General features: G+C 73.2%; 23 protein-coding genes. 9 read left to right on the top strand and 14 right to left on the bottom strand.

The window, feature by feature from the left end; genetic code table 11:
• The coding region (locus ADK41_RS33910; RefSeq protein ID WP_209438659.1) for a cytochrome c oxidase subunit I at positions 1–1,065 on the bottom strand (1,065 nt) is incomplete at its 3' end.
• Positions 1,062–2,021, bottom strand: coding sequence for an aa3-type cytochrome oxidase subunit II (ctaC, locus tag ADK41_RS33905; protein WP_030836906.1), 960 nt, complete (start codon positions 2,019–2,021; stop codon positions 1,062–1,064). The genes ADK41_RS33910 and ctaC, both read right to left, overlap by 4 nt.
• Positions 2,022–2,318: 297 nt before the next feature.
• Between ctaC and ADK41_RS33900 the strand changes: the two genes are divergently transcribed.
• Complete coding sequence (locus ADK41_RS33900; RefSeq protein ID WP_030836903.1) at positions 2,319–3,707, top strand: cysteine desulfurase/sulfurtransferase TusA family protein; 1,389 nt, start codon at positions 2,319–2,321, stop codon at positions 3,705–3,707.
• 86 nt (positions 3,708–3,793) lie between these two features.
• Here the strand turns inward: ADK41_RS33900 and ADK41_RS33895 are convergent, their stop codons facing one another.
• Entirely contained in the window at positions 3,794–4,768 is a 975-nt protein-coding gene (locus ADK41_RS33895) for a carbohydrate kinase family protein (RefSeq protein WP_030836901.1), read from the bottom strand.
• Between the two features lie 129 nt (positions 4,769–4,897).
• Between ADK41_RS33895 and ADK41_RS33890 the strand changes: the two genes are divergently transcribed.
• A complete protein-coding gene (locus ADK41_RS33890; RefSeq protein ID WP_030836899.1) occupies positions 4,898–5,107 on the top strand; it encodes a hypothetical protein in 210 nt (69 codons plus the stop codon).
• 162 nt (positions 5,108–5,269) lie between these two features.
• Positions 5,270–7,024 (top strand): hypothetical protein, encoded by a 1,755-nt coding sequence (locus ADK41_RS33885; RefSeq protein WP_037805330.1) that lies wholly within the window; start codon positions 5,270–5,272, stop codon positions 7,022–7,024.
• An 85-nt stretch (positions 7,025–7,109) separates the two neighbouring features.
• On the opposite strand, the gene ADK41_RS33880 is transcribed toward ADK41_RS33885, so the two are convergent.
• Positions 7,110–7,466 carry a HesB/IscA family protein gene (locus ADK41_RS33880; protein WP_004001854.1) on the bottom strand — a complete coding sequence of 119 codons (357 nt, stop codon included), beginning with the start codon at positions 7,464–7,466 and terminating at the stop codon, positions 7,110–7,112.
• A gap of 286 nt (positions 7,467–7,752) precedes the next feature.
• Between ADK41_RS33880 and nadA the strand changes: the two genes are divergently transcribed.
• Positions 7,753–8,937, top strand: a complete 1,185-nt coding sequence (gene nadA / locus ADK41_RS33875) for a quinolinate synthase NadA (protein ID WP_030836893.1) — start codon at positions 7,753–7,755, stop codon at positions 8,935–8,937.
• An 89-nt stretch (positions 8,938–9,026) separates the two neighbouring features.
• Here nadA and ADK41_RS33870 read toward each other — a convergent pair whose 3' ends face one another.
• The 5 genes from ADK41_RS33870 to ADK41_RS33850 all read right to left on the bottom strand — a co-directional run bounded on the left by ADK41_RS33870 (position 9,027) and on the right by ADK41_RS33850 (position 15,524).
• On the bottom strand, positions 9,027–12,146 hold the full coding sequence (locus tag ADK41_RS33870; RefSeq protein WP_030836892.1) for an efflux RND transporter permease subunit: 3,120 nt from the start codon (positions 12,144–12,146) through the stop codon (positions 9,027–9,029).
• Between the two features lie 162 nt (positions 12,147–12,308).
• Positions 12,309–12,992: a response regulator gene (locus ADK41_RS33865; RefSeq protein ID WP_030836889.1), complete on the bottom strand. Its 684-nt coding sequence runs from the start codon at positions 12,990–12,992 to the stop codon at positions 12,309–12,311.
• A gap of 22 nt (positions 12,993–13,014) precedes the next feature.
• Positions 13,015–14,238, bottom strand: a complete 1,224-nt coding sequence (locus ADK41_RS33860; protein WP_030836886.1) for a sensor histidine kinase — start codon at positions 14,236–14,238, stop codon at positions 13,015–13,017.
• A gap of 204 nt (positions 14,239–14,442) precedes the next feature.
• A complete protein-coding gene (gene pspAA, locus ADK41_RS33855; RefSeq protein ID WP_030836883.1) occupies positions 14,443–14,727 on the bottom strand; it encodes a PspA-associated protein PspAA in 285 nt (94 codons plus the stop codon).
• 20 nt (positions 14,728–14,747) lie between these two features.
• A complete protein-coding gene (locus ADK41_RS33850) occupies positions 14,748–15,524 on the bottom strand; it encodes a PspA/IM30 family protein (protein WP_078662233.1) in 777 nt (258 codons plus the stop codon).
• 280 nt (positions 15,525–15,804) lie between these two features.
• On the opposite strand from ADK41_RS33850, the gene ADK41_RS33845 reads away from it, so the two are divergent.
• Positions 15,805–16,443, top strand: coding sequence for a DUF3043 domain-containing protein (locus ADK41_RS33845; protein WP_078662234.1), 639 nt, complete (start codon positions 15,805–15,807; stop codon positions 16,441–16,443).
• 83 nt (positions 16,444–16,526) lie between these two features.
• Positions 16,527–17,195, top strand: coding sequence for a methyltransferase domain-containing protein (locus ADK41_RS33840; RefSeq protein ID WP_030836875.1), 669 nt, complete (start codon positions 16,527–16,529; stop codon positions 17,193–17,195).
• A gap of 152 nt (positions 17,196–17,347) precedes the next feature.
• Here ADK41_RS33840 and cobT read toward each other — a convergent pair whose 3' ends face one another.
• On the bottom strand, positions 17,348–18,406 hold the full coding sequence (cobT, locus tag ADK41_RS33835; protein ID WP_030836872.1) for a nicotinate-nucleotide--dimethylbenzimidazole phosphoribosyltransferase: 1,059 nt from the start codon (positions 18,404–18,406) through the stop codon (positions 17,348–17,350).
• Between the two features lie 591 nt (positions 18,407–18,997).
• Between cobT and ADK41_RS33825 the strand changes: the two genes are divergently transcribed.
• Positions 18,998–20,047, top strand: a complete 1,050-nt coding sequence (locus ADK41_RS33825) for a class I SAM-dependent methyltransferase (RefSeq protein ID WP_030836866.1) — start codon at positions 18,998–19,000, stop codon at positions 20,045–20,047.
• Positions 20,048–20,059: 12 nt separating this feature from the next.
• On the opposite strand, the gene ADK41_RS33820 is transcribed toward ADK41_RS33825, so the two are convergent.
• On the bottom strand, positions 20,060–21,259 hold the full coding sequence (locus tag ADK41_RS33820; protein ID WP_030836863.1) for a bifunctional adenosylcobinamide kinase/adenosylcobinamide-phosphate guanylyltransferase: 1,200 nt from the start codon (positions 21,257–21,259) through the stop codon (positions 20,060–20,062).
• 84 nt (positions 21,260–21,343) lie between these two features.
• Here ADK41_RS33820 and ADK41_RS33815 point away from each other — a divergent pair, with 84 nt between their 5' ends.
• Entirely contained in the window at positions 21,344–21,580 is a 237-nt protein-coding gene (locus ADK41_RS33815) for a hypothetical protein (RefSeq protein ID WP_030836860.1), read from the top strand.
• A gap of 56 nt (positions 21,581–21,636) precedes the next feature.
• Here the strand turns inward: ADK41_RS33815 and ADK41_RS33810 are convergent, their stop codons facing one another.
• Positions 21,637–22,386, bottom strand: a complete 750-nt coding sequence (locus ADK41_RS33810; protein WP_030836858.1) for a hypothetical protein — start codon at positions 22,384–22,386, stop codon at positions 21,637–21,639.
• Positions 22,387–22,446: 60 nt separating this feature from the next.
• Here ADK41_RS33810 and ADK41_RS33805 point away from each other — a divergent pair, with 60 nt between their 5' ends.
• Positions 22,447–23,247: an adenosylcobinamide-GDP ribazoletransferase gene (locus ADK41_RS33805; protein ID WP_030836855.1), complete on the top strand. Its 801-nt coding sequence runs from the start codon at positions 22,447–22,449 to the stop codon at positions 23,245–23,247.
• 21 nt (positions 23,248–23,268) lie between these two features.
• Here ADK41_RS33805 and ADK41_RS33800 read toward each other — a convergent pair whose 3' ends face one another.
• Together ADK41_RS33800 and ADK41_RS33795 are read right to left on the bottom strand one after the other, a co-directional pair.
• Entirely contained in the window at positions 23,269–23,610 is a 342-nt protein-coding gene (locus tag ADK41_RS33800; RefSeq protein WP_030836852.1) for a hypothetical protein, read from the bottom strand.
• Positions 23,611–23,638: 28 nt separating this feature from the next.
• On the bottom strand, positions 23,639–24,176 hold a 538-nt coding region (locus tag ADK41_RS33795; RefSeq protein ID WP_030836849.1), incomplete at its 5' end, for a cbb3-type cytochrome c oxidase subunit I.

Below are 24,176 nucleotides of genomic sequence, written 5' to 3'. Positions count from 1 at the left end.
CGAGCCCTTCCACATGGTGCCGATCCAGTTGAAGAACTTCACACCGGTGGGCACCGCGATCAGGAACGTCATGAAGGAGAAGAACGGCAGCAGCACACCGCCCGTGACGTACATGTGGTGCGCCCACACCGTCACCGACAGACCCGCGATCGCGATGGTCGCGCCGATCAGGCCCATGTAGCCGAACATCGGCTTACGGGAGAAGACCGGGATGATCTCGGAGACGATGCCGAAGAACGGCAGCGCGATGATGTACACCTCGGGATGGCCGAAGAACCAGAACAGGTGTTGCCACAACAGCGCCCCGCCGTTGGCCGAGTCGAAGATGTGACTGCCGAACTTGCGGTCCGCCTCCAGGGCGAACAGCGCCGCCGCCAGCACCGGGAAGGCCAGCAGGACCAGCACACCGGTCAGCAGCACGTTCCAGGTGAAGATCGGCATGCGGAACATCGTCATGCCGGGCGCGCGCATACAGATGATCGTGGTGATGAAGTTGACCGAGCCGAGGATGGTGCCGAAGCCGGAGAAGGCCAGACCCATGATCCACATGTCGGCGCCGATGCCCGGCGAGCGGACCGCGTCCGACAGCGGCGAGTAGGCGAACCAGCCGAAGTCGGCCGCCCCGTCCGGCGTGAGGAAACCGCCCACCGCGATCAGCGAGCCGAACAGGTACAGCCAGTAGGCGAACATGTGCCGCGGGAACGCCACGTCGGGCGCGCCGATCTGCAGCGGCATGATCCAGTTGGCGAAACCGGCGAACAGCGGCGTCGCGAACATCAGCAGCATGATCGTGCCGTGCATCGTGAACGCCTGGTTGAACTGCTCGTTCGAGACGATCTGCAGACCCGGCCGGGCCAGCTCGGCGCGCATGACGAGCGCCATCACGCCACCGATGACGAAGAAGACGAACGACGTCACCAGGTACAGCGTGCCGATCGTCTTGTGGTCCGTGGTCGTCAGCCACTTGATGACGAGGCTGCCACGGCTCTGGCGCCTGACCGGCAGCTCGTCCTCGTAGTGGGAGCCTGCTGCCGCGGCACCCTGGGATTCGTTGAGGATGCTCACAGGATGTTCGCCTCCCGGTTCTTCTCGTGCTCCGTCTGGTCGATGCCGGCGGGCACGTAACCGGTCTGCCCCTTCTTCACGAGGTCCTTCAGGTGCTGCTCGTAACGCTCGGGGGAGACGACCTTCACGTTGAACAGCATCCGGGAGTGGTCGACGCCGCAGAGCTCGGCGCACTTGCCCAGGAAGGTGCCCTCACGGTTGGGGGTCACCTCGAAGGCGTTGGGGTGGCCCGGGATGACGTCCTGCTTCATCAGGAACGGCACCACCCAGAAGGAGTGGATGACGTCGCGCGAGGTCAGCACGAAGCGGACCCGCTTGCCCTCGGGCAGCCACAGGGTGGGGCCCGGGTTGTTGGTCTGCGGGTTCCGGGTGCCGGGGACACCGCAGTCGTAGACACCGCCGGCGTCGGCCGGGAAGGCGCTCTTGTAGCGTTCCGGGACCGACTGGAGTTCCTTGGACGTCTTGGCGTCGCCCGTGGAACCCTCGACGTTCTCGACGTAGTTGAAGCACCAGCTCCACTGGAAGCCGACCACGTTGACGGTGACGTCGGGCTTCTTCTCGAGCTTCAGCAGTTCGGATTCGTCGCGCGCGGTGAAGTAGAAGAACACCGAGACGATGATGAGCGGAACCACCGTGTACAGCGCCTCGATGGGCATGTTGTACCGGGTCTGCGGAGGGACCTCCACCTTGGTGCGGCTGCGCCGGTGGAAGAAAGCACTCCACAGGATCAGGCCCCACACCAGCACGCCGATAGCGAGCGCGGCAGCCCAGGACCCCTGCCACAGCGAGAGGATCCGCGGAGCCTCTTCCGTGGTGGGGGTGGGCATACCAAGGCGGGGGAAGTCCTCCCATGTGCAACCGGTGGCGGTCGCCAGGACCAGGCCCGCGGTCAGTGCCTGCAGCAGCTTCCGCCGCATCGGGCGCCGCGGCGAGCGGTCGGAGCCGTTGGGACTCACGTAGCGCCTTCCCGAGAGTCTCGCCCGCGCGGATTGGCTGCGGCCTGCCTTCTCGCTGGTCGGTCGCCGCCCTGCGTCGGGCAGGGGTTTGGATGTTTATGCGGACCAAACCCTAGCCGACGCTCTCCGAGGGGTCGCGAGGAGGGGTGCCGTACGCGCCGCGGGTTACACCGAGCGCCTCACCGCCCGGGGGTGGGGGCCGTCCCGCGGCTGCCGCTCCGTCGTCGCCGGTCGCGCCCGCGCGGCGGAGCCGCGCGGGGAGGACGGCCCCGCGCCCGGGGGGTTTAGCGTTGCCGTGTGTCCTACTTCGATGCAGCTTCCGGTGCTCCTCTTCATCCCGTCGCCCGGCAGGCCCTGACGGCCTCTCTCGACGAGGGGTGGGCGGATCCGGCGCGGTTGTACCGGGAGGGCCGGCGGGCGCGGCTGCTGCTGGACGCGGCGCGGGAGGCGGCCGCGGAGGCGGTGGGGTGCCGGCCGGACGAGTTGGTGTTCACCTCGTCCGGGACCTCGGCGGTGCACTCGGGGATCGCGGGGGCGCTGGCCGGGCGGCGGCGCGCGGGCCATCACCTGATCGTGTCAGCCGTCGAGCACTCTTCTGTACTCCATGCGGCGGAAGTTCACCAGGCCGGCGGAGGGGCGGTCACCGAGGTCGCGGTGGACCGTACGGGTGCGGTGAGCCCGTCCGGGTACGCGGACGCCCTGCGGCCGGACACCGCGCTGGCCTGTCTGCAGTCGGCCAACCACGAGGTGGGGACCGTGCAGCCGGTGGCCGGCGTCGCCGAGGTGTGCCGGGCGGCGGGGGTGCCGCTGCTGGTGGACGCGGCCCAGTCGCTGGGGTGGGGGCCGGTGGAGGGCGACTGGTCGCTGCTCGCGGCGAGCGCCCACAAGTGGGGCGGTCCGCCGGGGGCCGGGCTGCTCGTCGTGCGCAAAGGGGTGCGGTTCGCGCCCCAGGGGCCGCGGGACGAACGGGAGTCGGGGCGGGCGGCCGGGTTCGAGAACCTGCCGGCGATCGTGGCGGCGGCGGCTTCGCTGCGGGCGGTGCGGGCGGAGGCCGCCGAGGAGGCGGTACGGCTGCGGGAACTGACGGAGCGGATCCGGGCGCGGGTGCCGCGGCTGGTGCCGGACGTGGAGGTGGTCGGGGACCCGGAGCGGCGGCTGCCCGGGATCGTCACCTTCTCCTGTCTCTATGTCGACGGGGAGACGCTGCTGCACGAGCTGGACCGGGCCGGTTTCTCCGTGTCGTCCGGGTCGTCCTGCACCAGCAGCACGCTGACGCCGAGTCATGTGCTGAGGGCGATGGGCGTGCTCAGCGAGGGCAACATCCGCCTCTCGCTGCCGCCCGGGACGCGGGCGGAGGACGTCGAGCGCTTCCTGTCCGTCCTGCCGGAGGTGGTGTCGGGGGTGCGGGAGAAGCTCGGCGCGCCGGTGGCCGCCGGCCCCGCCCCGACGGAGGAGAAGGACGAGGTCCTGGTGGTGGACGCCCTGGGCCGTCGCTGCCCGATCCCGGTCATCGAACTGGCCAAGGTCATCGGGGACGTCCCCCCGGGCGGCACGGTCCGTGTCCTGGCCGACGACGAGGCCGCCCGCCTGGACATCCCGGCCTGGTGCGAGATGCGCGGTCAGGAGTACGTGGGGGAGGAACCGGCGGAGCGGGGAACGGCCTACGTGGTCCGCCGGACCGGCTGACCCGCCCCGGGGGTGCGGGGCTGCGCACCCGTGCGGCTCCCCGTGCGGGTGCGGCCGGCTCCCCCGTCCGGCCGCACCCGGCGGGCTCAGCCCAGGTGCTCCCGGACCTCTTCCGCCGCCTCGTCCCCGTACGCCTTCGTGAAGCGCTCCATGAAGTGTCCCCGGCGCAGCTGGTACTCCTGGGTGCCGACCGTCTCGATGACGAGCGTCGCCAGCATGCAGCCCACCTGCGCCGCCCGCTCCAGCGGGACCCCCCACGCCAGCCCCGACAGGAACCCGGCGCGGAAGGCGTCGCCGACGCCCGTCGGATCGGCCTTGCGCTCCTCGTCGGGGCACCCGACCTCGATCGTCTCCCCGCCGGCCTGCTCGATGCGGACGCCTCGCGCGCCGAGGGTGGTGACCCGGTGGCCGACCCGGCCGAGGATCTCCGCGTCGCTCCAGCCGGTCTTCGTCTCGATGAGCCCCTTCTCGTACTCGTTGGAGAAGAGGTAGGTCGCCCCGTCCAGCAGTATCCGGATCTCCTCGCCGTTCATCCGGGCGATCTGCTGGGAGAAGTCGGCGGCGAACGGGATGCCCCGGGAGCGGCACTCCTCGGTGTGCCGGAGCATGCCCTCCGGGTCGTCGGCGCCGATGGAGACCAGGTCGAGGCCGCCCACCCGGTCGGCGACGGTCTTCAGCTCGATGAGGCGGGCCTCGCTCATCGCGCCCGTGTAGAAGGAGCCGATCTGGTTGTGGTCGGCGTCCGTGGTGCACACGAAGCGGGCGGTGTGCAGGGTGTCGGAGATGCGGACGGACTCGGTGTCGACGCCGTGCCGGTCCAGCCAGGCCCGGTACTCGTCGAAGTCGAAGCCGGCGGCCCCGACGAGGATCGGGCGGGTGCCGAGCTGGCCCATCCCGAAGGCGATGTTCGCGCCCACGCCGCCCCTGCGCACGTCGAGGTTGTCGACCAGGAAGGACAACGAGACCGTGTGCAGCTGGTCCGCGACGAACTGGTCGGCGAAGCGGCCGGGGAAGGTCATGAGATGGTCGGTGGCGATGGAGCCGGTGACTGCGATGCGCACGGCGTGGATTCTCCTGAGGGAGGCGGGTTGACACCTCACGCTACCCGCTGGGAGGAGTCCGCAGAAGCAGGTGAAACTACCCGATAGTAGATCTTTCTTCGTGACCTTCGCCGTGCGTACGGTGCGGACATGACGAACCTCAGGGTCCACGCCCCCGCCCCGGCAGACCTCGAAGGCGGCCTGGCGTCGCTGCGCGGCGACTGCGCCCGGATGAGCCCTCACTGGGCGGTCCCCGACCGGGTGGCCGCCCGGCCGGTCCCTCCGTCCTCGATCCACGGCGTGACCGTGCCGCCCGGGTCGGCGCGGCTGCTGGACGCGATGTCGGAGTACGGCGACTGAGCCGGCGCCGGCCGGTCCGGCGCTCCCGGGGAACCGCGCGCTCCCCCGCTGCGTCCCATCGCCGTCCCCCGTGAAGGGGATGCGGGATACGACCCACGAGCAGTCCCGGTGCGGCCGGGAAGGGTCCTTCCGGGACAGCTGCGCAGCCGAAGGAGCGATGCGGTGAACACCGAGCGACCCGACAACGACGACGCCGAGGCGCGCCCCGCTCCCGGCGGCACGCGCGACACCGGGGGCGCTTCGGACCATGACGGGGAGACGGGTGCCCCGGAGCGGCGGGAGCCCGCCGCACCCGAGCCGGGCACGGCACGGCCGGTCGACGACGCGCCCGACGCCGGCGCCTCCGGAACCGGGGCCTCGAAGCCCGAGGCGGACACCGGTACCCGCGCCGGGGAGACACCGGAGGACCAACCGGAGTCCGGCGCGGGGGAGATCGTTGTCGGGGGACACCGTGCCGACGGTCCGTCCTCCCGGGAGGAACACGCCGACGGGCCGGCGCGGCGGCGTCCGCCCCTGCTGATCGCCTCCGTCGCCGCCGCCGTGCTGCTGGCCGGGGGCGGCGGGGCCTACCTCGCCGCCGGCGCCTCCGGGGGTTCCGGGAGCGGTGCGGTTCCGGGGGCGAACGGGGACGCCTCTCCCCCGCCGCTCGCCCTGGACGGCCACTCCGAGGATCCCGCGAACGGGATCGCCCCCGGCGAGCCCAACCCCTACGGCGCCGTCTACCGCGCCGCCGGCCCGCTCCCGGACGGTCCCGGTTCGGCGCCGGTGTACCGCGTCCGGGGGCAGGTCACCGAGGACCGGGTGGTCACGCTGGCGAAGGCCCTGGGACTGGAGGGCGAGCCGGTCGCGGAGGGCGGGTCCTGGCGGATCGGCGGCAAGGACGGTTCCGGTCCCACGCTGCGGGTGGACCGGGAGGCTCCCGGCGCCTGGACGTTCAGCCGGAACACCCCGGGCACCGACAACTGCAAGGGGGCGACGTGTTCGGCTCCGGCCGCGGGCGGTCCGGTCGTGGACGAGTCCGCCGCGAGGAAGGCCGCCGCGCCCGTGCTGAAGGCGGTGGGCCAGGACGACGCGAAGCTCGACGCGAGCCAGGTCATGGGCGGCAGGCGCGTGGTGAACGCCGACCCCGAGGTCGGCGGGCTGCCGACGTACGGCTGGACGACCGGCGTGGTCGTCGGCGCCCGGGGCGAGGTGGTCGGCGGCGACGGCCGGCTCGTGGAGCCCGTGAAGGGGGACGTCTACCCCGTGGTGAGCGCGGCCGACGCGCTGGAGCTGATGAACGCGGCGCCGGGCGCCGGCCCGGGCGCGGGAACCGGCGGCTGCGCCGGCCCGGTGACGCCGGAGGACGGGCAGCGGGAGCCGTGCGCCCCGGCGACGGACCCGAAGGGCGACACCGTCACGGTCGACGACGCGGTGTTCGGACTGGCCTCGCACTCCGTGGACGGGCGGCCGGCCCTCGTACCGTCCTGGTTGTTCGAGGTGCGCCCCCGGGGGACGGAGGAGACCTTCACGGTGACGTATCCGGCGGTCGACCCGGAGTTCCTCGCTCCGCGGACGGGGGCCGGGGAGGCGAGCCCGCGGCCCACGAAGCCCGGTGACGAACCGACCGCGGCGCCGTCCACCCGCGAGGTCGACGTCGAGGGCTACACCGCCGAGGGCGCCGAGCTGACCGTGGTCTTCACGGGCGGCGTGTGCGCCGACTACGAGGCGACGGCGCGTGCGGACGGCGGCCGGGTGACGGTACGGGTGACCGAGACGCCCTGGCCGGACGAGGTGTGCATCCTGATCGCCAGGCAGTACCGGCAGACGGTGCGGCTGGACGCGCCGCTCGGCGACCGCGAGGTCGTGGGCACGGACGGCGAGCCGGTTCCGCTGCACAAGGACGGGGCCCGGCTGCCGGCGCCGCCCACCCGGTAGCCCGGGCGCGGGGAAACCCGAAGGCGGCGGCCCCCTCGGAGGGGGCCGCCGCCTTCGTCATGTGCCGCCCGGGACGGGGCCCGGCTCAGCTGAAGGAGTCGCCGCAGGCGCAGGAGCCGGTGGCGTTGGGGTTGTCGATCGTGAAGCCCTGCTTCTCGATGGTGTCGACGAAGTCGATGGTGGCGCCGCCCAGGTACGGGGCGCTCATGCGGTCGGTGACGACCTTCACACCGCCGAAGTCCTTCTCCACGTCGCCGTCGAGCGAGCGCTCGTCGAAGAAGAGCTGGTAGCGCAGGCCGGAGCAGCCGCCGGGCTGGACGGCGACACGCAGGGCGAGGTCGTCACGGCCTTCCTGGTCGAGCAGGGCCTTGACCTTGGACGCGGCGGCGTCGGTCAGGACGATGCCGTCGGTGACGGTGCTGGTCTCGTCCGATACGGACATCTACATCTCTCCCGGGTTGTACGGAGACTGCTTGCCGACGGTTGCAACCGGCGGGACCGCGGATTCATTCCGGGCCGGGCGCGTGTCTTCCTCGCCTCCCTCCTCATGCTCGCACACGCCGTGCGGAGCGGAAACCGGCTGCGGTGGGGCCTCGTCGGGGAGGGACCGGCGCCCATCGGGATTCACGTCACACGGACGCTATGGCCGTCGTCAAAGTGACGTGAACCGGTTATGATAGATAACGTCATTTCGACGAGAAGTCGCCAGAACAGAAAGGGTGCGTGTCGTGACCACCGCCCAGACCCAGGAGCTCGACGTCCAGCCGACGCCCCTCGCCCTGCTGCTGCTCGGCCGTGAGGCCGACCCGAGGAGCGAGCGCGGTGTGGAGTGTCCCGGTGACCTCCCGTCGCCGTCCGACCCGGACCTGGTGGAGCGCGCCCGCGCCGCCAAGGAGAAGCTCGGGGACAAGGTCTTCGTGCTCGGCCACCACTACCAGCGCGACGAGGTCATCCAGTTCGCCGACGTCACGGGCGACTCCTTCAAGCTGGCCCGCGACGCCGCCGCGCGCCCGCAGGCCGAGTACATCGTCTTCTGCGGTGTGCACTTCATGGCCGAGTCCGCGGACATCCTCACCGGTGACGACCAGAAGGTGGTCCTGCCCGACCTCGCGGCCGGCTGCTCCATGGCCGACATGGCCACCGCCGAGCAGGTGGCCGAGTGCTGGGACGTGCTGACCGAGGCCGGGGTGGCCGAGCAGGTCGTCCCCGTCTCGTACATGAACTCCTCCGCCGACATCAAGGCCTTCACGGGCAGGCACGGCGGCACCATCTGCACCTCCTCCAACGCCAGGCGGGCCCTGGACTGGGCCTTCGAGCAGGGGGAGAAGGTCCTCTTCCTCCCCGACCAGCACCTGGGCCGCAACACGGCGGTGCGGGACATGGGGATGTCCCTGGAGGACTGCGTCGTCTACAACCCGCACAAGCCGAACGGCGGGCTGACGGCGGACGAGCTGCGCGCCGCGAAGATGATCCTGTGGCGCGGCCACTGCTCGGTGCACGGCCGGTTCAGCCTGGACTCGGTCAATGACGTGCGCGAGCGCATCCCCGGCGTGAACGTCCTGGTCCACCCCGAGTGCCGGCACGAGGTCGTGGCCGCCGCGGACCACGTCGGCTCGACGGAGTACATCATCAAGACGCTGGAGGCGGCCCCGGCCGGCTCCAAGTGGGCCATCGGCACCGAGCTCAACCTCGTACGGCGTCTGGCGAACCGTTTCGCGCCCGAGGGCAAGGAGATCGTCTTCCTCGACAAGACGGTCTGCTTCTGCTCCACGATGAACCGCATCGACCTCCCGCACCTGGTGTGGGCGCTGGAATCGCTCGCCGAGGGCAACCTGGTCAACCGCATCGAGGTGGACAAGGAGACGGAGGCGTTCGCGAAGCTGGCGCTGGAGCGGATGCTGGCCCTTCCGTAGACGGGCCGCCCCCGCGGGGCACGGCATGGCGGAGGCCCCCGCCCGGCGCCTTCCGGTGCCGGGCGGGGGCCTCCGTCGTCCCAGGGGCGTCAGACCTGCGCCGGGGCGGGCTCCTTCGAAGCCTCCGGCTCCTGCGCCGCCGCGTCCTTCCTCGCCGCCCGCTTCTTCGCGCGGCGCTCCTTGCCGAGCTCCAGCATCGTGTAGAGCGTCGGGACCAGCAGCAGGGTGAGCAGGGTCGACGTGATCAGACCGCCGATCACCACCACGGCCAGCGGCTGGGCGATGAAGCCGCCCTCGCCGGTGACGCCCAGCGCCATCGGGAGCAGGGCGAAGACGGTCGCCAGGGCCGTCATCAGGATCGGCCGCAGACGGTGGCGGCCGCCCTCCAGCACGGCCTCGACGACGCCGTGGCCCTGCCTGCGGTACTGGTTGATCAGGTCGATCAGCACGATCGCGTTGGTGACCACGATGCCGATCAGCATCAGCATGCCGATCATCGCCGGGATGCCCATCGGGGTGCCCGTGACCAGCAGCAGGCCGATGGCGCCGGTCGCCGCGAACGGGACGGACACCAGCAGGATCAGCGGCTGGACGAGCGACCGGAAGGTGCCGACCAGCAGCATGAAGACGATCGCGATCGCGGCCAGCATCGCCAGGGCCAGGTTGAGCTGTGCCTCTTCCTGGTCCTGGGTCACACCGCCGATCTCGGCCGTCGCGCCCGCGGGCAGCTTCAGCTCGTCGATCTTCTTCTGGAGGTCCTTGCCCACGGCGCCGGTGTCGTCACCGACCGGCTTCGCGGTGACGGTGGCCGAGCGCTGGCCGTCGATCCGGGTCATGGAGACGGGGCCGTCCACCAGCTCGACGGTGGCGATGTCGCCCAGCTTCACCGGGCCCAGGCGCAGATTCCTCAGCTCGTCCAGGGTGGTGGCCGGCTGGGCCGAGCGGATGACGACGTCGCGCTCGGTGTCGTCGAGGACCGCCTTGGCGGCCGGGGTGCCCCTCACCGCCTGCGTGACGGCCGCGCCGAGGGTCTGGTCGGTGAAACCGGCCGCGGCGGCCTTGTCGTCGGCCTTCACCGAGACCCGGGGCACGCTCTGCGCCAGGTCGCTGGTGACGTCCGTGACGTCGTCCAGGGAGGCCACCGCGTCCCGGACCTGGTCCGCCGCCTTGCGCAGCGCCTGAGCGTCGGCCGCCTTGACGACGACGCTCAGGTCCTGGCTGCCGAAGCCGTCACCGGCCGCGATGGTGGTGGTGCCGATGCCGTCGAGTCCGCCGAGGCCCTTCTCCAGGCTGTCCGTCACGTCCTCGGAGGACGCGTCGTCCTCCAGCATCACCTGGTACGTCGCCTGGTTGGTGTCCGTACCGCCGCCGAAGGCCGCCATCCAGCCGGACGAGCCGATGGTCACCTGGTAGTCCTTGACGCCCTCGGTGTCGCCGAGCAGCTTCTCGACCTTCCGCGCCTGGGCGTCGGTCGCGGCCAGACCGGTGCCGGGCTTCAGCTCCTGCCGGACGGTGAGCACCTGCTGCTCGCCCGCGTCGAAGAAGTTGGTCTTCAGCAGCGGCGCCATGGCGAAGGTGACGACCAGGACGACGAGCGCGATGGCCACGCTGGTCAGCCTGCGCCGGGTGGCGAAGCGCAGCACGGGGACGTAGAGACGCTGGAGGCGGCTGCTGGCCTCCTTCTCCTCGGCGATCCTGCGCGCCTCCTCGGCGTCCTCCGGGGTGCCCTTCGGGGCCCGCAGGAACCAGTACGACAGGACGGGCACGACCGTCAGCGACACCAGCAGGGACGCCAGCAGCGCCGCCGTGACGGTGAGGCTGAAGGAGCCGAACAGCTCGCCCACCATGCCGCCGACCAGGCCGATCGGCAGGAACACGGCGACCGTGGTGAGCGTCGAGGACGTCACCGCGCCCGCCACCTCGCGCACCGCGTTCATGATCGCCGACTGGCGCTCCTCGCCGTAGCCGAGGTGCCGCTTGATGTTCTCCAGGACCACGATCGAGTCGTCCACGACCCGGCCGATGGCGATGGTCAGCGCGCCCAGCGTCAGCATGTTCAGCGACAGGTCGCGCGTCCACAGCACGATCAGGGCGAGGACCACGGACAGCGGGATGGAGACCGCCGTGACGAGGGTCGAGCGGACCGACGCCAGGAAGACCAGGATCACCAGGACGGCGAAGAGCAGACCGAGGGCGCCCTCGGTGGTCAGGCCCTCGATGGCCTGGGAGACCGCTGGACCCTGATCGCTGACGACGGTGAGGGTGGCGCCCTCACCGAGGTCCTGGCGCAGGCCGGGCAGCTTCTCCTCGACCGCCTCCGAGATGGCGACCGCGCTGCCGTCGTGGTCCATGGTCGCCATCACCGCGAGGCTGGGCCTGCCGTTGGTGCGGGTGAGGGAGTCGGCCCTGGCCTCCTCCTCCTTCACCGTGGCGACGTCCCCGAGGCGGACCGGCTTCCCCTTGCCCGGCTCGCCGGCGACCCTCAGGTCCTCGATCTGCTTCAGCGAGGTGAAGCCGCCGCCGACCTGGACGGTGCGGTTGGCGCCGTCCTCGTCGAAGGAGCCCGCCGGGACGGTCGCCCCGCCGGCCTGGAGGGCCGCGGAGAGCGACTGGGCGGTGAGCCCGGCCTTCGCCAGCTTCGCGTCGTCGGGGGTGACGGTGACCTGGACGTCGCGCACGCCGTCCACGGTGACCTGGCCGACGCCGTCGATGCCCTCCAGCGCGGGCACCACGGTCCGGTCGAGCTGGTCGGCGAGCGCCTGCTGGTCCTTGCCGGAGGTGACGGCGAGCACCACGGCCGGGATGTCGTCCGTGGAGCCGGCGACGACCTGCGGGTCGACGTCCTCCGGGAGGAAGGCGCCGGCCCGGTTGACGGCCTGCTGGACGTCGGCGACGAGCTGCTGGGTGTCGTTGCCGTAGTCGAAGGACGCCATGATCACGGCGTTGCCCTCGCTCGCCGTCGAGGTGACGCCGGAGATGCCGTCGACGGCCTCCAGGCTGTCCTCGATGGGTTCGACGACCTGCTTCTCCACCACGTCCGGGGACGCGCCCTGGTAGGGGGCGATCACGGACACCATGGGCAGTTCGATGGTCGGCAGCAGCTGCTGCTTGAGCTGGGGTATCGCGATCGCCCCGAAGACGAGCGCGATGATCGACATCAGTCCGATCAGCGCCCGTTGCGCGAGGCTGAATCTGGACAGCCAGGACATGGTCAGGGTCTCTTTTCCGTGGATCGGCAGAAGTCCGAAGAGCGGACGCGCGCGAGTGGGCGCCCGCTCTACACCCTGGGGCATCGACGGGGGCCGATCCGTAGGCCCGAGGTCCCATCCCTCATGCGGCGCCTACTCCCGCCGCAGTACGCCCCGCGGGGCTCACTCCACCCTCGGACGGACCAGCCCCGACTCGTAGGCGATGACCACCAGCTGGGCCCGGTCGCGGGCGCCCAGCTTGGCCATGGCCCGGTTGACGTGGGTCTTCACGGTCAGCGGACTGACCTCCAGGCGTTCGGCGATCTCGTCGTTGGAGTGCCCGCCGGCCACCTGGACCAGCACCTCGCGCTCGCGCCCGGTCAGCGAGTCCAGTCGCTCGGCGCGGGCCGGGTCGTGGTCCCCTCCGGACGGGCCCTCCTGGGCGAGGAAACGGGCGATCAGGCCCTTGGTGGCCGCCGGGGACAGCAGCGCCTCCCCCTCGGCGGCGATCCGGACGGCGTTCAGCATCTCGTCCGGTTCGGAGCCCTTGCCGAGGAAACCGGAGGCGCCGGCCCGCAGCGACTGCACCACGTAGTCGTCGACCTCGAAGGTCGTCAGTATCACCACCCGGACCCCCGCGAGTTCCGGGTCCGCGCTGATCATGCGGGTGGCGGCGAGTCCGTCGGTGCCGGGCATCCGGATGTCCATGAGGACGACGTCGGCGCGCTCCTCCCGGGCCAGCCGGACCGCCTCCGCGCCGTCGGACGCCTCGCCCACCACCTCCATGTCCGGCTCGGAGTCGACGAGCACCCGGAAGGCGCTGCGCAGCAGTGCCTGGTCGTCGGCGAGCAGGACACGGATCGTCATACGGACTCCAACGGGGCGATGGTCACGGGCTGTTGTCCTGGGGCGCGGACGTGCGGGGCTCGACGGGCAGGATCGCATGGACGCGGAAACCGCCGCCGTAGCGGGGGCCGGTGGTGAGGGTGCCGCGCAGCGCGGTGACGCGCTCGCGCATGCCGAGCAGCCCGTGCCCGCCGCCGGGGGCGTGGTCGAGGTCCCCGCCGGCGCCGTCGTCGAGGACGGTGATCTCGATGTGGGGTCCGACGCGTACGACGCTGACCTCGGCCCGCGCGTCGGCGCCGGCGTGCTTCCGCACGTTGGTCAGGGCCTCCTGGACGATCCGGTACGCGGCCAGGTCGACGGCGGCGGGCAGGCCGGCGCCCTCGTCGCCGCGGGCGACCTCGACGCGCAGTCCGGCGCTGCGGAAGGTGCCGGCGAGTTCGTCGAGGCGGTCGAGGCCGGGCGCGGGTTCGGTGGGGGCCTCCGGGTCACCGGACTGGCGCAGCAGGCCGACGGTGGCCCGCAGCTCGCCCAGCGCGGAGCGGCTGGCCTCGCGGACGTGGGCGAGGGCCTCCTTGGCCTGGTCGGGCCGCTTGTCCATGACGTGGGCGGCCACTCCGGCCTGGACGTTGACCAGGGCGATGTGGTGGGCGACCACGTCGTGCAGATCGCGGGCGATGCGCAGGCGCTCCTCGGCGACGCGGCGGCGGGCCTCCTCCTCGCGGGTGCGCTCGGCCCGTTCGGCGCGCTCCCGGATGGCCTGGACGAAGGCGCGGCGGCTGCGGACGGCGTCCCCGGCGGTGGCGCCGATGCCGGTCCAGGCGAAGATCGCCAGGTTCTCCTGGGCGTACCAGGGCAGCGGGCCGACCGCCATCGCCACGCCGGTGAGGACGGTCATGGTGAGCAGGCCGATCCGCCAGGTGGTGGGGCGGTCGGTGGTGGAGGCGACGGTGTAGAGCGCGACCACGGCGCACATGGCGACGGGGGCGCGGGGGTCCCCGGTGACGGACTCCACGACGGAGGCGCCGCCGGCGAGGGCGAGCACGGTGCGGGGGGCGCGGCGGCGGAGGACCAGCGCGGTGGCGCCGAGGGCCATGAGGACGAGGCTGAGCGGGTCGGGTGTGCGCAGCCCCCATCTGACGCCCTCGGGGCCGTGCGGCTCGACGAAGGAGCCGGCCACCATGCACACGAGGACGCCTGCGGCCAGGGCCGCGTCCAGTGCGAAGGGGTGTGCCCGTGCGCGGCACCGGGCGCGGGTCAGGGTGCTCACGGCTGTTTACGGTAGCCGGAGGCCGGCGGCCGGGCGGATGGCGGCCGGGGGTGCTCCGGCCCGGGTGGCGACCGGGGGTGCTCCGGCCCGGGTGGGGTGGCGCAGCCCGGCGTTCGCGGGGTGCCTCCCCCACTCTCGGCTCCGCTCGAGCGGGGGGACCCCCATCGCCCACCCGTGCCGCCCCTGCGGCACGACTGCCCGCGGTTATGTCGTTCCCGGGATCAGGCCGTCGTCGCTCAGGAGGTCCTGGACCTCCTCGAGCGACGCGTCGGGGGACGGGAGGATCAGGTCGGAGGGCTCCAGGGAGTCGTCCGGCAGGGGCTCGCCGAGCTCGTGGACCTTGGCCAGCAGCGCCTTCAAGGTCGCGCGGAAGCCCGGCCCGTCGCCGTTCTCCATCTCGGCGAGCAGTTCCTCGTCCAGCTGGTCCAGCTCGGCGAGCCGGCTCTCGGCCAGCCTCACCTGCCCCTCCCCCATGATCCGTACGATCATGTCGCCCTCCTCGGCGTGGGCTACTGCTTGTCGAAGCGCGGGGTGTCCTGCGACTGCTGCTGGGGCTGCTGCTGACCGGTGCCGCCCTCGATGGCCTGCTGCCCGCCGGACGGGCCTCCGGCCAGCTCGGCCTTCATGCGCTGCAGTTCCAGCTCTACATCCGTACCACCGGAGAGCCGGTCCAGCTCGGCCTGGATGTCGTCCTTGTGCATGCCGGACTGGTCGTCCAGGGCGCCGGAGGCGAGCAGTTCGTCGATCGCGCCGGCCCTCGCCTGGAGCTGGGCGGTCTTGTCCTCGGCCCGCTGGATGGCCAGGCCGACGTCGCCCATCTCCTCGGAGATGCCGGAGAAGGCCTCGCCGATCCGGGTCTGGGCCTGGGCCGCGGTGTAGGTGGCCTTGATGGTCTCCTTCTTGGTGCGGAAGGCGTCCACCTTGGCCTGGAGGCGCTGGGCCGCGAGGGTGAGCTTCTCCTCCTCGCCCTGCAGCGTGGCGTGCTGCGTCTCCAGGTCCGTCACCTGCTGCTGGAGCGCGGCGCGGCGGGAGAGGGCCTCGCGCGCCAGGTCCTCACGGCCCAGCGCGAGCGCCTTGCGGCCCTGGTCCTCCAGCTTGCCCCACTGGGACTGCAGTTGGTTGAGCTGGAGCTCCAGGCGCTTGCGCGAGGTGGCCACGTCGGCGACACCGCGACGGACCTTCTGGAGCAGCTCCAGCTGCTTCTGGTACGAGTAATCGAGGGTCTCGCGCGGGTCCTCGGCCCTGTCCAGGGCCTTGTTCGCCTTCGCGCGGAAGATCATCCCCATACGCTTCATGACACCGCTCATGGGCTTCGCGCGCCCCCTTCTGACCGATCCGGCTCCAGCACCTGCGACAGAACCCACAGTACGGGCCCCGCATCCATTACCGCACTGTTCGGGGACGGATGCGCTCATCCCCAAGGACGACCGGGCATCCTCCCGCTCCGGCGCAGGGAGGAGAGTGATCCCCGAGGCCGGCCGGACGGACGGACCACCCGGAGCCCCGTACGACGTCCCCTCTGTCCTTTGGGAGACGTCCGGTGTTGCCGGATCGTTCCCCAGGGGGCTGGGGTCCAACCCCGGGCACCCCGTACCCTTGGGTTTTGTGTTCCGTAGCCGCGCCAAGGAAGAGAAGGCACCGCTCGCCGACAAGGCGACGGTGACCGGCTCCCATCAGACCCGTCATCCGGAGGCCCCGAAGGGCCGCCCCACGCCCAAGCGGAGCGTGGCCCAGTCGCAGCGTCGCAGCGTCGCCCATACGTCGATGACGCGCAAGGAGGCCGCCAAGCGGCAGCGTGAGGAGCGCCGTGCCGCGCTGGAGCGTCAGCGCCAGGCGCTGGCCAGCGGCGACGAGCGCTATCTGCCCGCCCGGGACAAGGGGCCGGTGCGCCGGTTCGCGCGTGATTTCGTGGACTCGCGGTTCAACATCGCGGAGTACTTCCTGCCGATGGCCGTGATCATCCTGGTGCTGAGCATGATCCAGGTGCCGCAGCTGCAGAACGTCGCGCTGCTGCTGTGGCTCGTGGTGATCGTGATGATCGTCCTCGACTCGATCGTGACCGGCTTCCGGTTGAAGAAGCGGCTGGCGGAGCGCTTCCCCGACGACAACCGGCGCGGTGCGGTGGCCTACGCGCTGATGCGCTCGCTCCAGATGCGCCGGCTGCGGCTGCCCAAGCCCCAGGTCAAGCGCGGGGAGCGGCCCTGAGCGCCACGCCGTTCACGGACGGCGCGGCCCCGGGTCTGCCGAGCGGGCCCGGCGGTCTGCGCGACGTCGTCCGGGAGGAGCTGGTGGCCCGCCAGCTGGAGGAGCAGATCGTCGGGCGCTTCCCGGTCGGGCGGCGCCTGCGGGTGCTCGACGTGGGCATGGGCCGAGGGACGCAGGCGCTGCGGCTGGCCCGGGCCGGTCACCAGGTGACCGGCGTCGAGCAGGACGCGACGATGATCTCCGCCGCGCGGGAGGCGTTCGCCGGGGAGCCGGAGGGCATCCGGGAGCGGATGCGGATCATCGAGGGCCACGCCGGGGACACCGGTGTGCACTTCCTGCCGGGCAGCTTCGACGTCGTGTTGTGTCATGGCGTGCTCATGGACGTCGAGGAGCCGGACGCGCTGCTGGCGGGGATGGCACGGATGCTCGCGCCCGGGGGCCTGTTGTCCCTGCTGGTGCGCAACGGGGACGCGCCGGCGATGCGGGCCGGTCTGTCCGGCGACTGGGCCGGGGCGCTGGCGGGCTTCTGCACGACGGCGTACGGGCTGAAGAGGCTGACGTCGACGCTCGCGGGGATCGGGGCGCCGTTGCACACGTGGTACGGGGTGCGGGTCTTCACGGACACGGCGGCGGCGGACGCGGTGTTTCCGGACGACCTCGACGCCCTGCTCGCGGTCGAGGACCGGGCCGGCCGTACGGACCCCTACCGGGGAGTGGCGGCGCTGCTGCACCTGTGCGGGGTCCGGGGCTGAGGGCCCGGCGCCCGGCCTTTTCCCGCCCCGCCCCTTCCCGTCCCGGGGCTCCGCTCCCGGACCCCCTTCGCGCCCACGCGACGGAGTCGCGTGTCGTCACGACCCCGCGCCCCTTGAGGGGGCGCGGGGTCGTGACGGCAGGCGGGGCTTCGTCACTCCGGCTTCGCCGGGGCCTCCGGGAGCTCCGCCGCCAGGGCCGCCGCCGCCTGGACCAGGGGCAGCGCCAGCAGACCGCCCACCCCCTCCCCGACCGTGACACCGTGCGACAGCACGGGATCCAGCGCCATCCGGTCCAGCGCCTTCGCCTGCCCCGGCTCCCCGCTGTCGTGCGCCGCCACCCACCAGTCCGGCGCCCGGAACGCCACCCGCTGCGCCACCAGCGCACACGCCGCCGTGACCACCCCGTCCAGCACGACCGGCATCTTCCGCACCGCCGCCTGCAGCAGGAAACCCGTCATCGCGGTGAGATCGGCCCCGCCGACCGTCCCCAGCAGCCGCAGCTGATCGCCCAGCACCGGCCGCGCCCGCCGCAACGCGTCACGGATCGCCGCGCACTTGCGCATCCACGCCAGGTCGTCGATCGCCAGCCCCCCGCGCCCGGTCACCACCGACGCGTCCGTCCCGCACAGCGCGGCCACCAGCACGCCCGCCGCCGTGGTCCCGCCCACGCTCACATCACCGAGCACCACCAGATCCGTACCCGAGTCGGCCTCCTCGTCGGCCACGGCCGTCCCCGCGCGGAACGCCGCCTCCGCTTCCTGAGGGGTCAGCGCGTCCTCGACGTCGATGCGCCCGCTGCCCCGCCGTACCCGGTGCCGTACGACGTCCTCGGGCAGCGTCTCGGGATCGCAGTCCAGGGACATGTCGACCACCCGCACCGGCACCCCCTGCCGGCGGGCGAGCACGGACACCGGACGGCCGCCCTCCAGGACGTCCCGCACCAGCTCCGCGGCGCTGCCCGCGGCCCGCGCGGAGACACCCAGTCCGGCGATCCCGTGATCGCCGGCGAACAGCACGACCCGCGGCCGTTCGATCGGCCGCACCGGCACCGCGGACTGGGCCGCCGCCAGCCACTCACCCAGGTCGTCCAGGCGGCCCAGCGATCCGGGCGGCACGATCCGGCGCTCCCGGCGCGCCTCCGCGTCGCGGCGCACCCCGCCGTCCGGACGCTCGATCAGATCGGTGAAGTCGTCGAGATTAAGCGAGCTCATTCGCCGAACAGTACCGGCCCCGGTCGAACACGACGGCGCACCGGTCGGCCGGGCGCGCGGGACCTCGTCGTTCCTTCGGACCGAGCGGAAGCGAGTCCGCCCGGCCGCGCGCCCCGAACGGTCCCGGGCGCTCCCCCACTGCCTCGAGGACGCGGGTGACCCGCCCCAGGTCTCCGGCGTACTCGGCCCCGGGGCGGCGACACGTGTCCCGCGCGTGGTCCGGTCCCGGAAGGCCCCCGCGGCCGGCGGCGACGGGGAGGCCCGGGACCATCACTCCGGTGGAACGGGGGTCCCGCGCGCCGACGCCGTGACCGGCGCCCCGGATCGCGCCGGTCACGCTGTCCCAGTCGGCTCGAGCCACCGCGAGCCCACGAGCGGCCCCTCACCCGGACGAGCCGAACGGACGTCCCGCCCACTCCCCCACGAGAAGTCGCCGGCCCCCACCACGCCGCCCCGGTGCCGGTCCACCCCGTGACGCCTTCCCGTCCGTAACGTTTTGCCATGTATCGCCGTACATCCGTCCGTTCGTCCCCAGCCGTCCCGTACGTCGCGCCACCCGGGTGCCGTACGCCCTCACGCCGGGAGCCGCCCGTGTCCGCAACCGACCCAGCCCGTGCGATCCCCGCTCCCCAGGGCTCCGCCCGGGTGCACGAGCCGCGCCGCGCGGACTGCCCCTGGTGCGGCTCCGCGCGGCTGCGCAACCGGCTGAGAACGGGCGACCTGCGCCGGCACCGGCCGGGCCTGTTCACCGTCGACGAGTGCCGGGACTGCGGCCACACCTTCCAGAACCCCCGCCTCACCGCCGAGGGCCTCGCCTTCTACCGGCGGACCGTGCGCGGCGCCCCCCGCGATCCCGCCACCGAACGCGTCCTCGCCCTGCACGCCGTCCGGCACCGCCGCCGGGGCGCGGCCCGCGCGATGCTCCCCTTCGGCGAACCGGAGAGCTGGCTGGACGTCGGCACCGGACTCGGCCGCTTCCCGCTGACCGCGCGGGAGTTCTTCCCGTACACCGCCTTCGACGGCACCGACCTCACCCCGCGCGTCGAGCGGGCCCGCGACCTCGGCCGCGTCGAGGAGGCCCACGTCGGGCCGCTGACCGATCCGCGGGTCACGGCCCGGCTGGCCGGCCGCTACGACGTCGTCAGCCTGCTGCACCACCTGGAACACACCACCGACCCCCGCGCGGAACTCCGCGCGGCCCTCGACGCCCTGCGCCCCGGCGGCCACCTGCTCATCGAGAGCCTGGACCCGCGCTGCGTCTTCGCCGCCCTGTTCGGCCGCTGGTGGCTGCCCTACGACCAGCCCCGCCGGCTGCACCTGCTGCCCCCGCGCAACCTCCGCGCGGAGCTCGAGGAGCGCGGCTGCGCCCTCGTCACCGCCGGGCACCGCACCGCGCACGTACCGCACGACCTGGCCGGCCTGACCGCCCTCGCCCTCTCCCACGCGCTGCCCGCCCCGGACACCCCCTGGCGTGCCGTCCCGCCGACCCCGTTCCAGCAGCACCTGCGCACGGTGCTGCTCCGCGCGGGCACCCCGCTGGTGGTCGCCGCGGCGGTCGCGGACCTGGCCCTCGCCCCCGTGGTGCGCCGCACCCCGTTCGCCAACGCCTACCGGATCATCGCGCGCAAGCCGGAACGCTGACCCGGCCCCGGGTCAGCCCCGCAGGACGACCGCCTGCCCCGCCACCACCAGCAGCACCTGCTCGCACTCCCGCGCGAACGCCGCGTTCAACCGCCCGAGTTCGTCCCGGTACCGGCGGCCGGACGCGGTCGCGGGCACGATGCCCGAGCCGACCTCGTTGGACACGGCGACCACCGTCCGCCGTGTCCCGCGCACCGCGTCCGTCAGCTCCCGCATCCGGTCCCGCAGCGCCCGTTCCCCGCCGTCCGCCCACTCCGCGTCGTCCCACGCCCCCACGGCGTCCATCGCGTCCGTCAGCCACAGCGACAGGCAGTCGACCAGCAGCGGCGGCCCGTCGTCCTTCAACAGCGGCGCCAGGTCGCACGTCTCGACGGTCCGCCACGACCCCGGCCGCCGCTCCTGGTGCGCCGACACCCGCGCCGCCCACTCGGTGTCCCCGCCCCGCGTCCCGCCGGTCGCCACGTACAGCACCTCCGGGAACGACTCCAGCCGCCGCTCGGCCTCCACCGACTTGCCCGAGCGCGCCCCGCCCAGCACCAGCGTCCGGCGCGGCACCTCGGGCACGTCCTCGCGGGCGCCCACCTCCAGCGTGGTCCCGTCCGGCACGGCGCGCGCCCCGGCCGCCGCCAGCCGGCGCCGCGACTCCGCGCCCGGCGGCACGTCGTGGTCCAGGTGGACGGCGACGACGTCCGTGGCCGGGCCCACCGCCCCCGCCTCCCGCAGCCGCGCCAGCGCGTCCGGCCGCCCCACGACGTCCAGCAGCACCACGGCGTACGGATCGGCCCGCTCCTCGAGACCGGCCGGCGCCCCGCCCGGCGGCAGGTACAGCAGCCGCTGCCCGTCCGGGCCGGTCACCGCGTACCCGGTGCCGGGCGCGTCCAGCGCCACCGCCCGCACCCGATGCCCCGTGAGCAGCGTCGACTCCCGTCCGTCCGGCACCCGTTCCGGCTGCGGCAGCCCGGCCGGCACCTCGACCGGGGGGCCGTCGTGCGGGTGCGACAGCAGCACCTGGCGCACGTCGCCCAGCGAACGGCCCGCGCGGGCGGCCGCGAACACGGTGCCCGGCGTGAGGTCGAGCAGCAGCGCCCCGTCCACGAGCAGCGAGGTGGCCGCCCGCGCGTCCGCGCCGAGCGCGGTCGCGCACGCGGCGCAGGGACAGTCGGGGCGGGGCAGGCCCGCCGGGGCACCGGTGCCGAGCAGAGTCAGTTCCACGCCCCGATTTTCACCTGCCCCCACGGCGGCTGCCCGTCCGACTAGGCTTTGGGTCCGGTGTGATCACACTCTTGGGAGGCGTACATGGCGGCATGGACGTGGCGGTTCGAGAAGGCCGACGGGACGCAGGTCGAGCCCGCGGTGCCGCCGGAGGAGTTCCCCACGCAGGGGGACGCCGAGTCCTGGATCGGGGAGCACTGGAAGGCCCTCGCGGAGGGCGGCGCCGACCAGGTGCGGCTGCTGGAGGACGCCACGGAGATCTACGGTCCGATGAGCCTCCACCCCGAAGAGGAAGCGGACCCGGACGCGGAAGAGGCGTGAGCCCCGGCGGCGGGGGGAGGGCTCCTCACCCCGCCGCCGGGGCGCCCCGCGCCCCTTCAGGGGGCGCGGGGCGGGTCCGGTGTGCCGCCGAGCCAGTTCCCGAGGGCCCGACGGGGGCCGGACCAGCGGCGGTCGTGGTGGTAGGCGCGCAGGATCGCCCGGGCCCGGGCGCGGGGGCGGCGGCGGTAGAAGCGCCGGTCCCACGGCGACCCCGGCCGGGCCAGCCGCAGCGAGCCGATCACGGCGACGACCGGAACGACCACGCCGAAGACGGCGACCCGCGCCTTGCCCTTGCTCAGGGCGATCAGCGCGAACAGGAAGTTCACCCCCACGCTCGCGGCGGCGCCCGCGCGGTTCTGGAGTTCCTCCTGGGTCAGGTCGTTGACGCCGAACGGCGCGAACCCCGCCAGCAGCAGGCCGACCAGCGCGGCGGTGAGCACGACCGCCTCGACGCTCTTGCGGCCGGCCTCGGTCCAGTACACGTCGTCGAGGTGCAGGATGAGCGCGAACTCGTCCAGGACCAGCCCCGCGCCGATGCCGAAGAGCACCGCGGCGAGGGCCGGGCCCAGCCCCTCCCCGCCGCTCGCCACCGCGCCGAAGCCGCCGACGACCGTGAGGACGACCCCGGGCACGACGTGGTGGATGTGCAGTTCCCCCGCCGTGACGTTGCCGAAGGGCCCCTTCCCGGCCCGGATCAGACGGGTGATGGTCCGGGTGACCACGAAGGTGAGGACGAAGGCGGCGAGGGCGAGGAGCAGCGGAAGCTTGCCCGGCTCGATGATGTTCCGGTCCAGCCAATGTCCCATACGGGCACTTTATCCACGGCGGCCGCGGGCGCCCCGGCGACCGCCGGGTAATCTGCGCCGGTGCCCGCACCCTCCCCCGATTCCTCCGCCTCCCCCGCCGACGGCCTCCGCTTCGCCTTCGGCACCCTCACCGCGCTCCCGGTCCGGGTCACCCGCTGGGACCGGCCGGCCGCGCGCGCGGGCATGCTGTGCGCCCCGGCGGCCGGGTCGGCGGTCGGCGCCCTCGCCGCCGCCGCGGGGCTCCTCCTGCTGCTCCTGGGCGCGGGCGCGCTGCTCGCCGCCGTCGCCACCGTCGCCGTACCGGCCGCCCTGACCCGGGGTCTGCACCTCGACGGGCTCGCCGACACCGCGGACGGGCTCGGCAGCGCCAGGCCCGCCGAGGACGCGCTGCGGATCATGAAGCAGTCGGACATCGGTCCGTTCGGTGTGCTCACACTCGTCCTGGTCCTGCTGGCCCAGGTGGCCGCGCTGGCACAGGCGTACGGCCAGGGCTGGGCGCGGGGCGCGTTCGCCGCCGTCGTCTCGGCGGTCGTGGCGCGGCTGGCGCTCACCCTGGCCGCCCGCGCCGGTGTGCCGCCGGCCCGGCCGCAGGGGCTGGGCGCGGCGGTCGCGGGGGTGGTGCCGGTGCCGGGCGCGGTGGGCGCCGCGCTCGCGGTCGCCGGGCTCGCGGCGGCCGGGGGCGCGTTCCTGGGGGCGTACGACGTCCTGCGCGCCGTGCTCGCGGTGGTGGCGGCCGTCGCCGTGGCCGAGCTGCTGCTGCGGCACTGTGTCCGCCGTTTCGGCGGGGTCACGGGCGACGTGTTCGGCGGACTCGCGGAGACGGCGGCGACGACCGCGCTCGTCGTGTCCGCACTGGGCTGAGACCACCCCGGAGCCGGGGTGTCACCCCCGGGTGAGGACCGCGGCGATCGCCGTGCCCGCGCCGCTCACCACCGCCACGGCCGCCAGGGCGACGCAGCGCGCCCTCAGCCACCGGTAGCGGGCCTCGTACTCGGTGCGCAGCTCGGCCGCCCGGTCGCAGATCCGCACCAGCGTGGCCCGGGAGACGGCGATCCGGTCGGCCCGGTACACGCGTTCCACCTCTTCGCGCTGCGCCGTCGTCAGCCACGGCAGTTCTTCGGCGAACCGGGCGGCCTGCCGCCGGGCCTCCTCGACCTCGGCGGCCCACAGGAGGTGGCCCTCGATCTGGTTCAGACCGCGGGCGCTGTCCTGACGGGGGTTCACACGCTCCTCCACGTCCTGGGCCGTGATCTCATCGCTGCTTGTCGCCGGGGGCCACGGTCGCGGAGGTCTGGGGACGGTTCTCGCTGTCGTCCAGCGCGGCGACGTCCGGGTGGTGCAGGTCGAACGCCGGGGACTCGCTGCGGACCTTCGGCAGGGTGAGGAAGTTGTGCCGCGGCGGCGGGCAGGAGGTCGCCCACTCCAGCGAGCGGCCGTAGCCCCACGGGTCGTCGACGCCGACCGGCTCGCCGTACTTGGCCGTCCTCCAGATGTTGTAGAAGAACGGCAGCATCGACGCGCCGAGCAGGAACGAGGCGATCGTGGAGACCGTGTTCAGCGCGGTGAAGCCGTCGGCCTCGAGGTAGTCGACGTACCGGCGCGGCATGCCCTCGGCCCCCAGCCAGTGCTGGACCAGGAAGGTGCCGTGGAAGCCGACGAACAGCGTCCAGAAGGTGATCTTCCCGAGCCGTTCGTCGAGCATCTTGCCGGTGAACTTCGGCCACCAGAAGTGGAAGCCGGCGAACATCGCGAAGACGACCGTGCCGAACACCACGTAGTGGAAGTGCGCC

This window comes from Streptomyces caelestis, from assembly GCF_001279005.1.
In the GTDB taxonomy this organism is placed as follows: Bacteria; Actinomycetota; Actinomycetes; order Streptomycetales; family Streptomycetaceae; genus Streptomyces; species Streptomyces heliomycini.
Note: the sequence above shows the minus strand (reverse complement) of the source record. Positions and strands in the feature narration are given on the sequence as shown.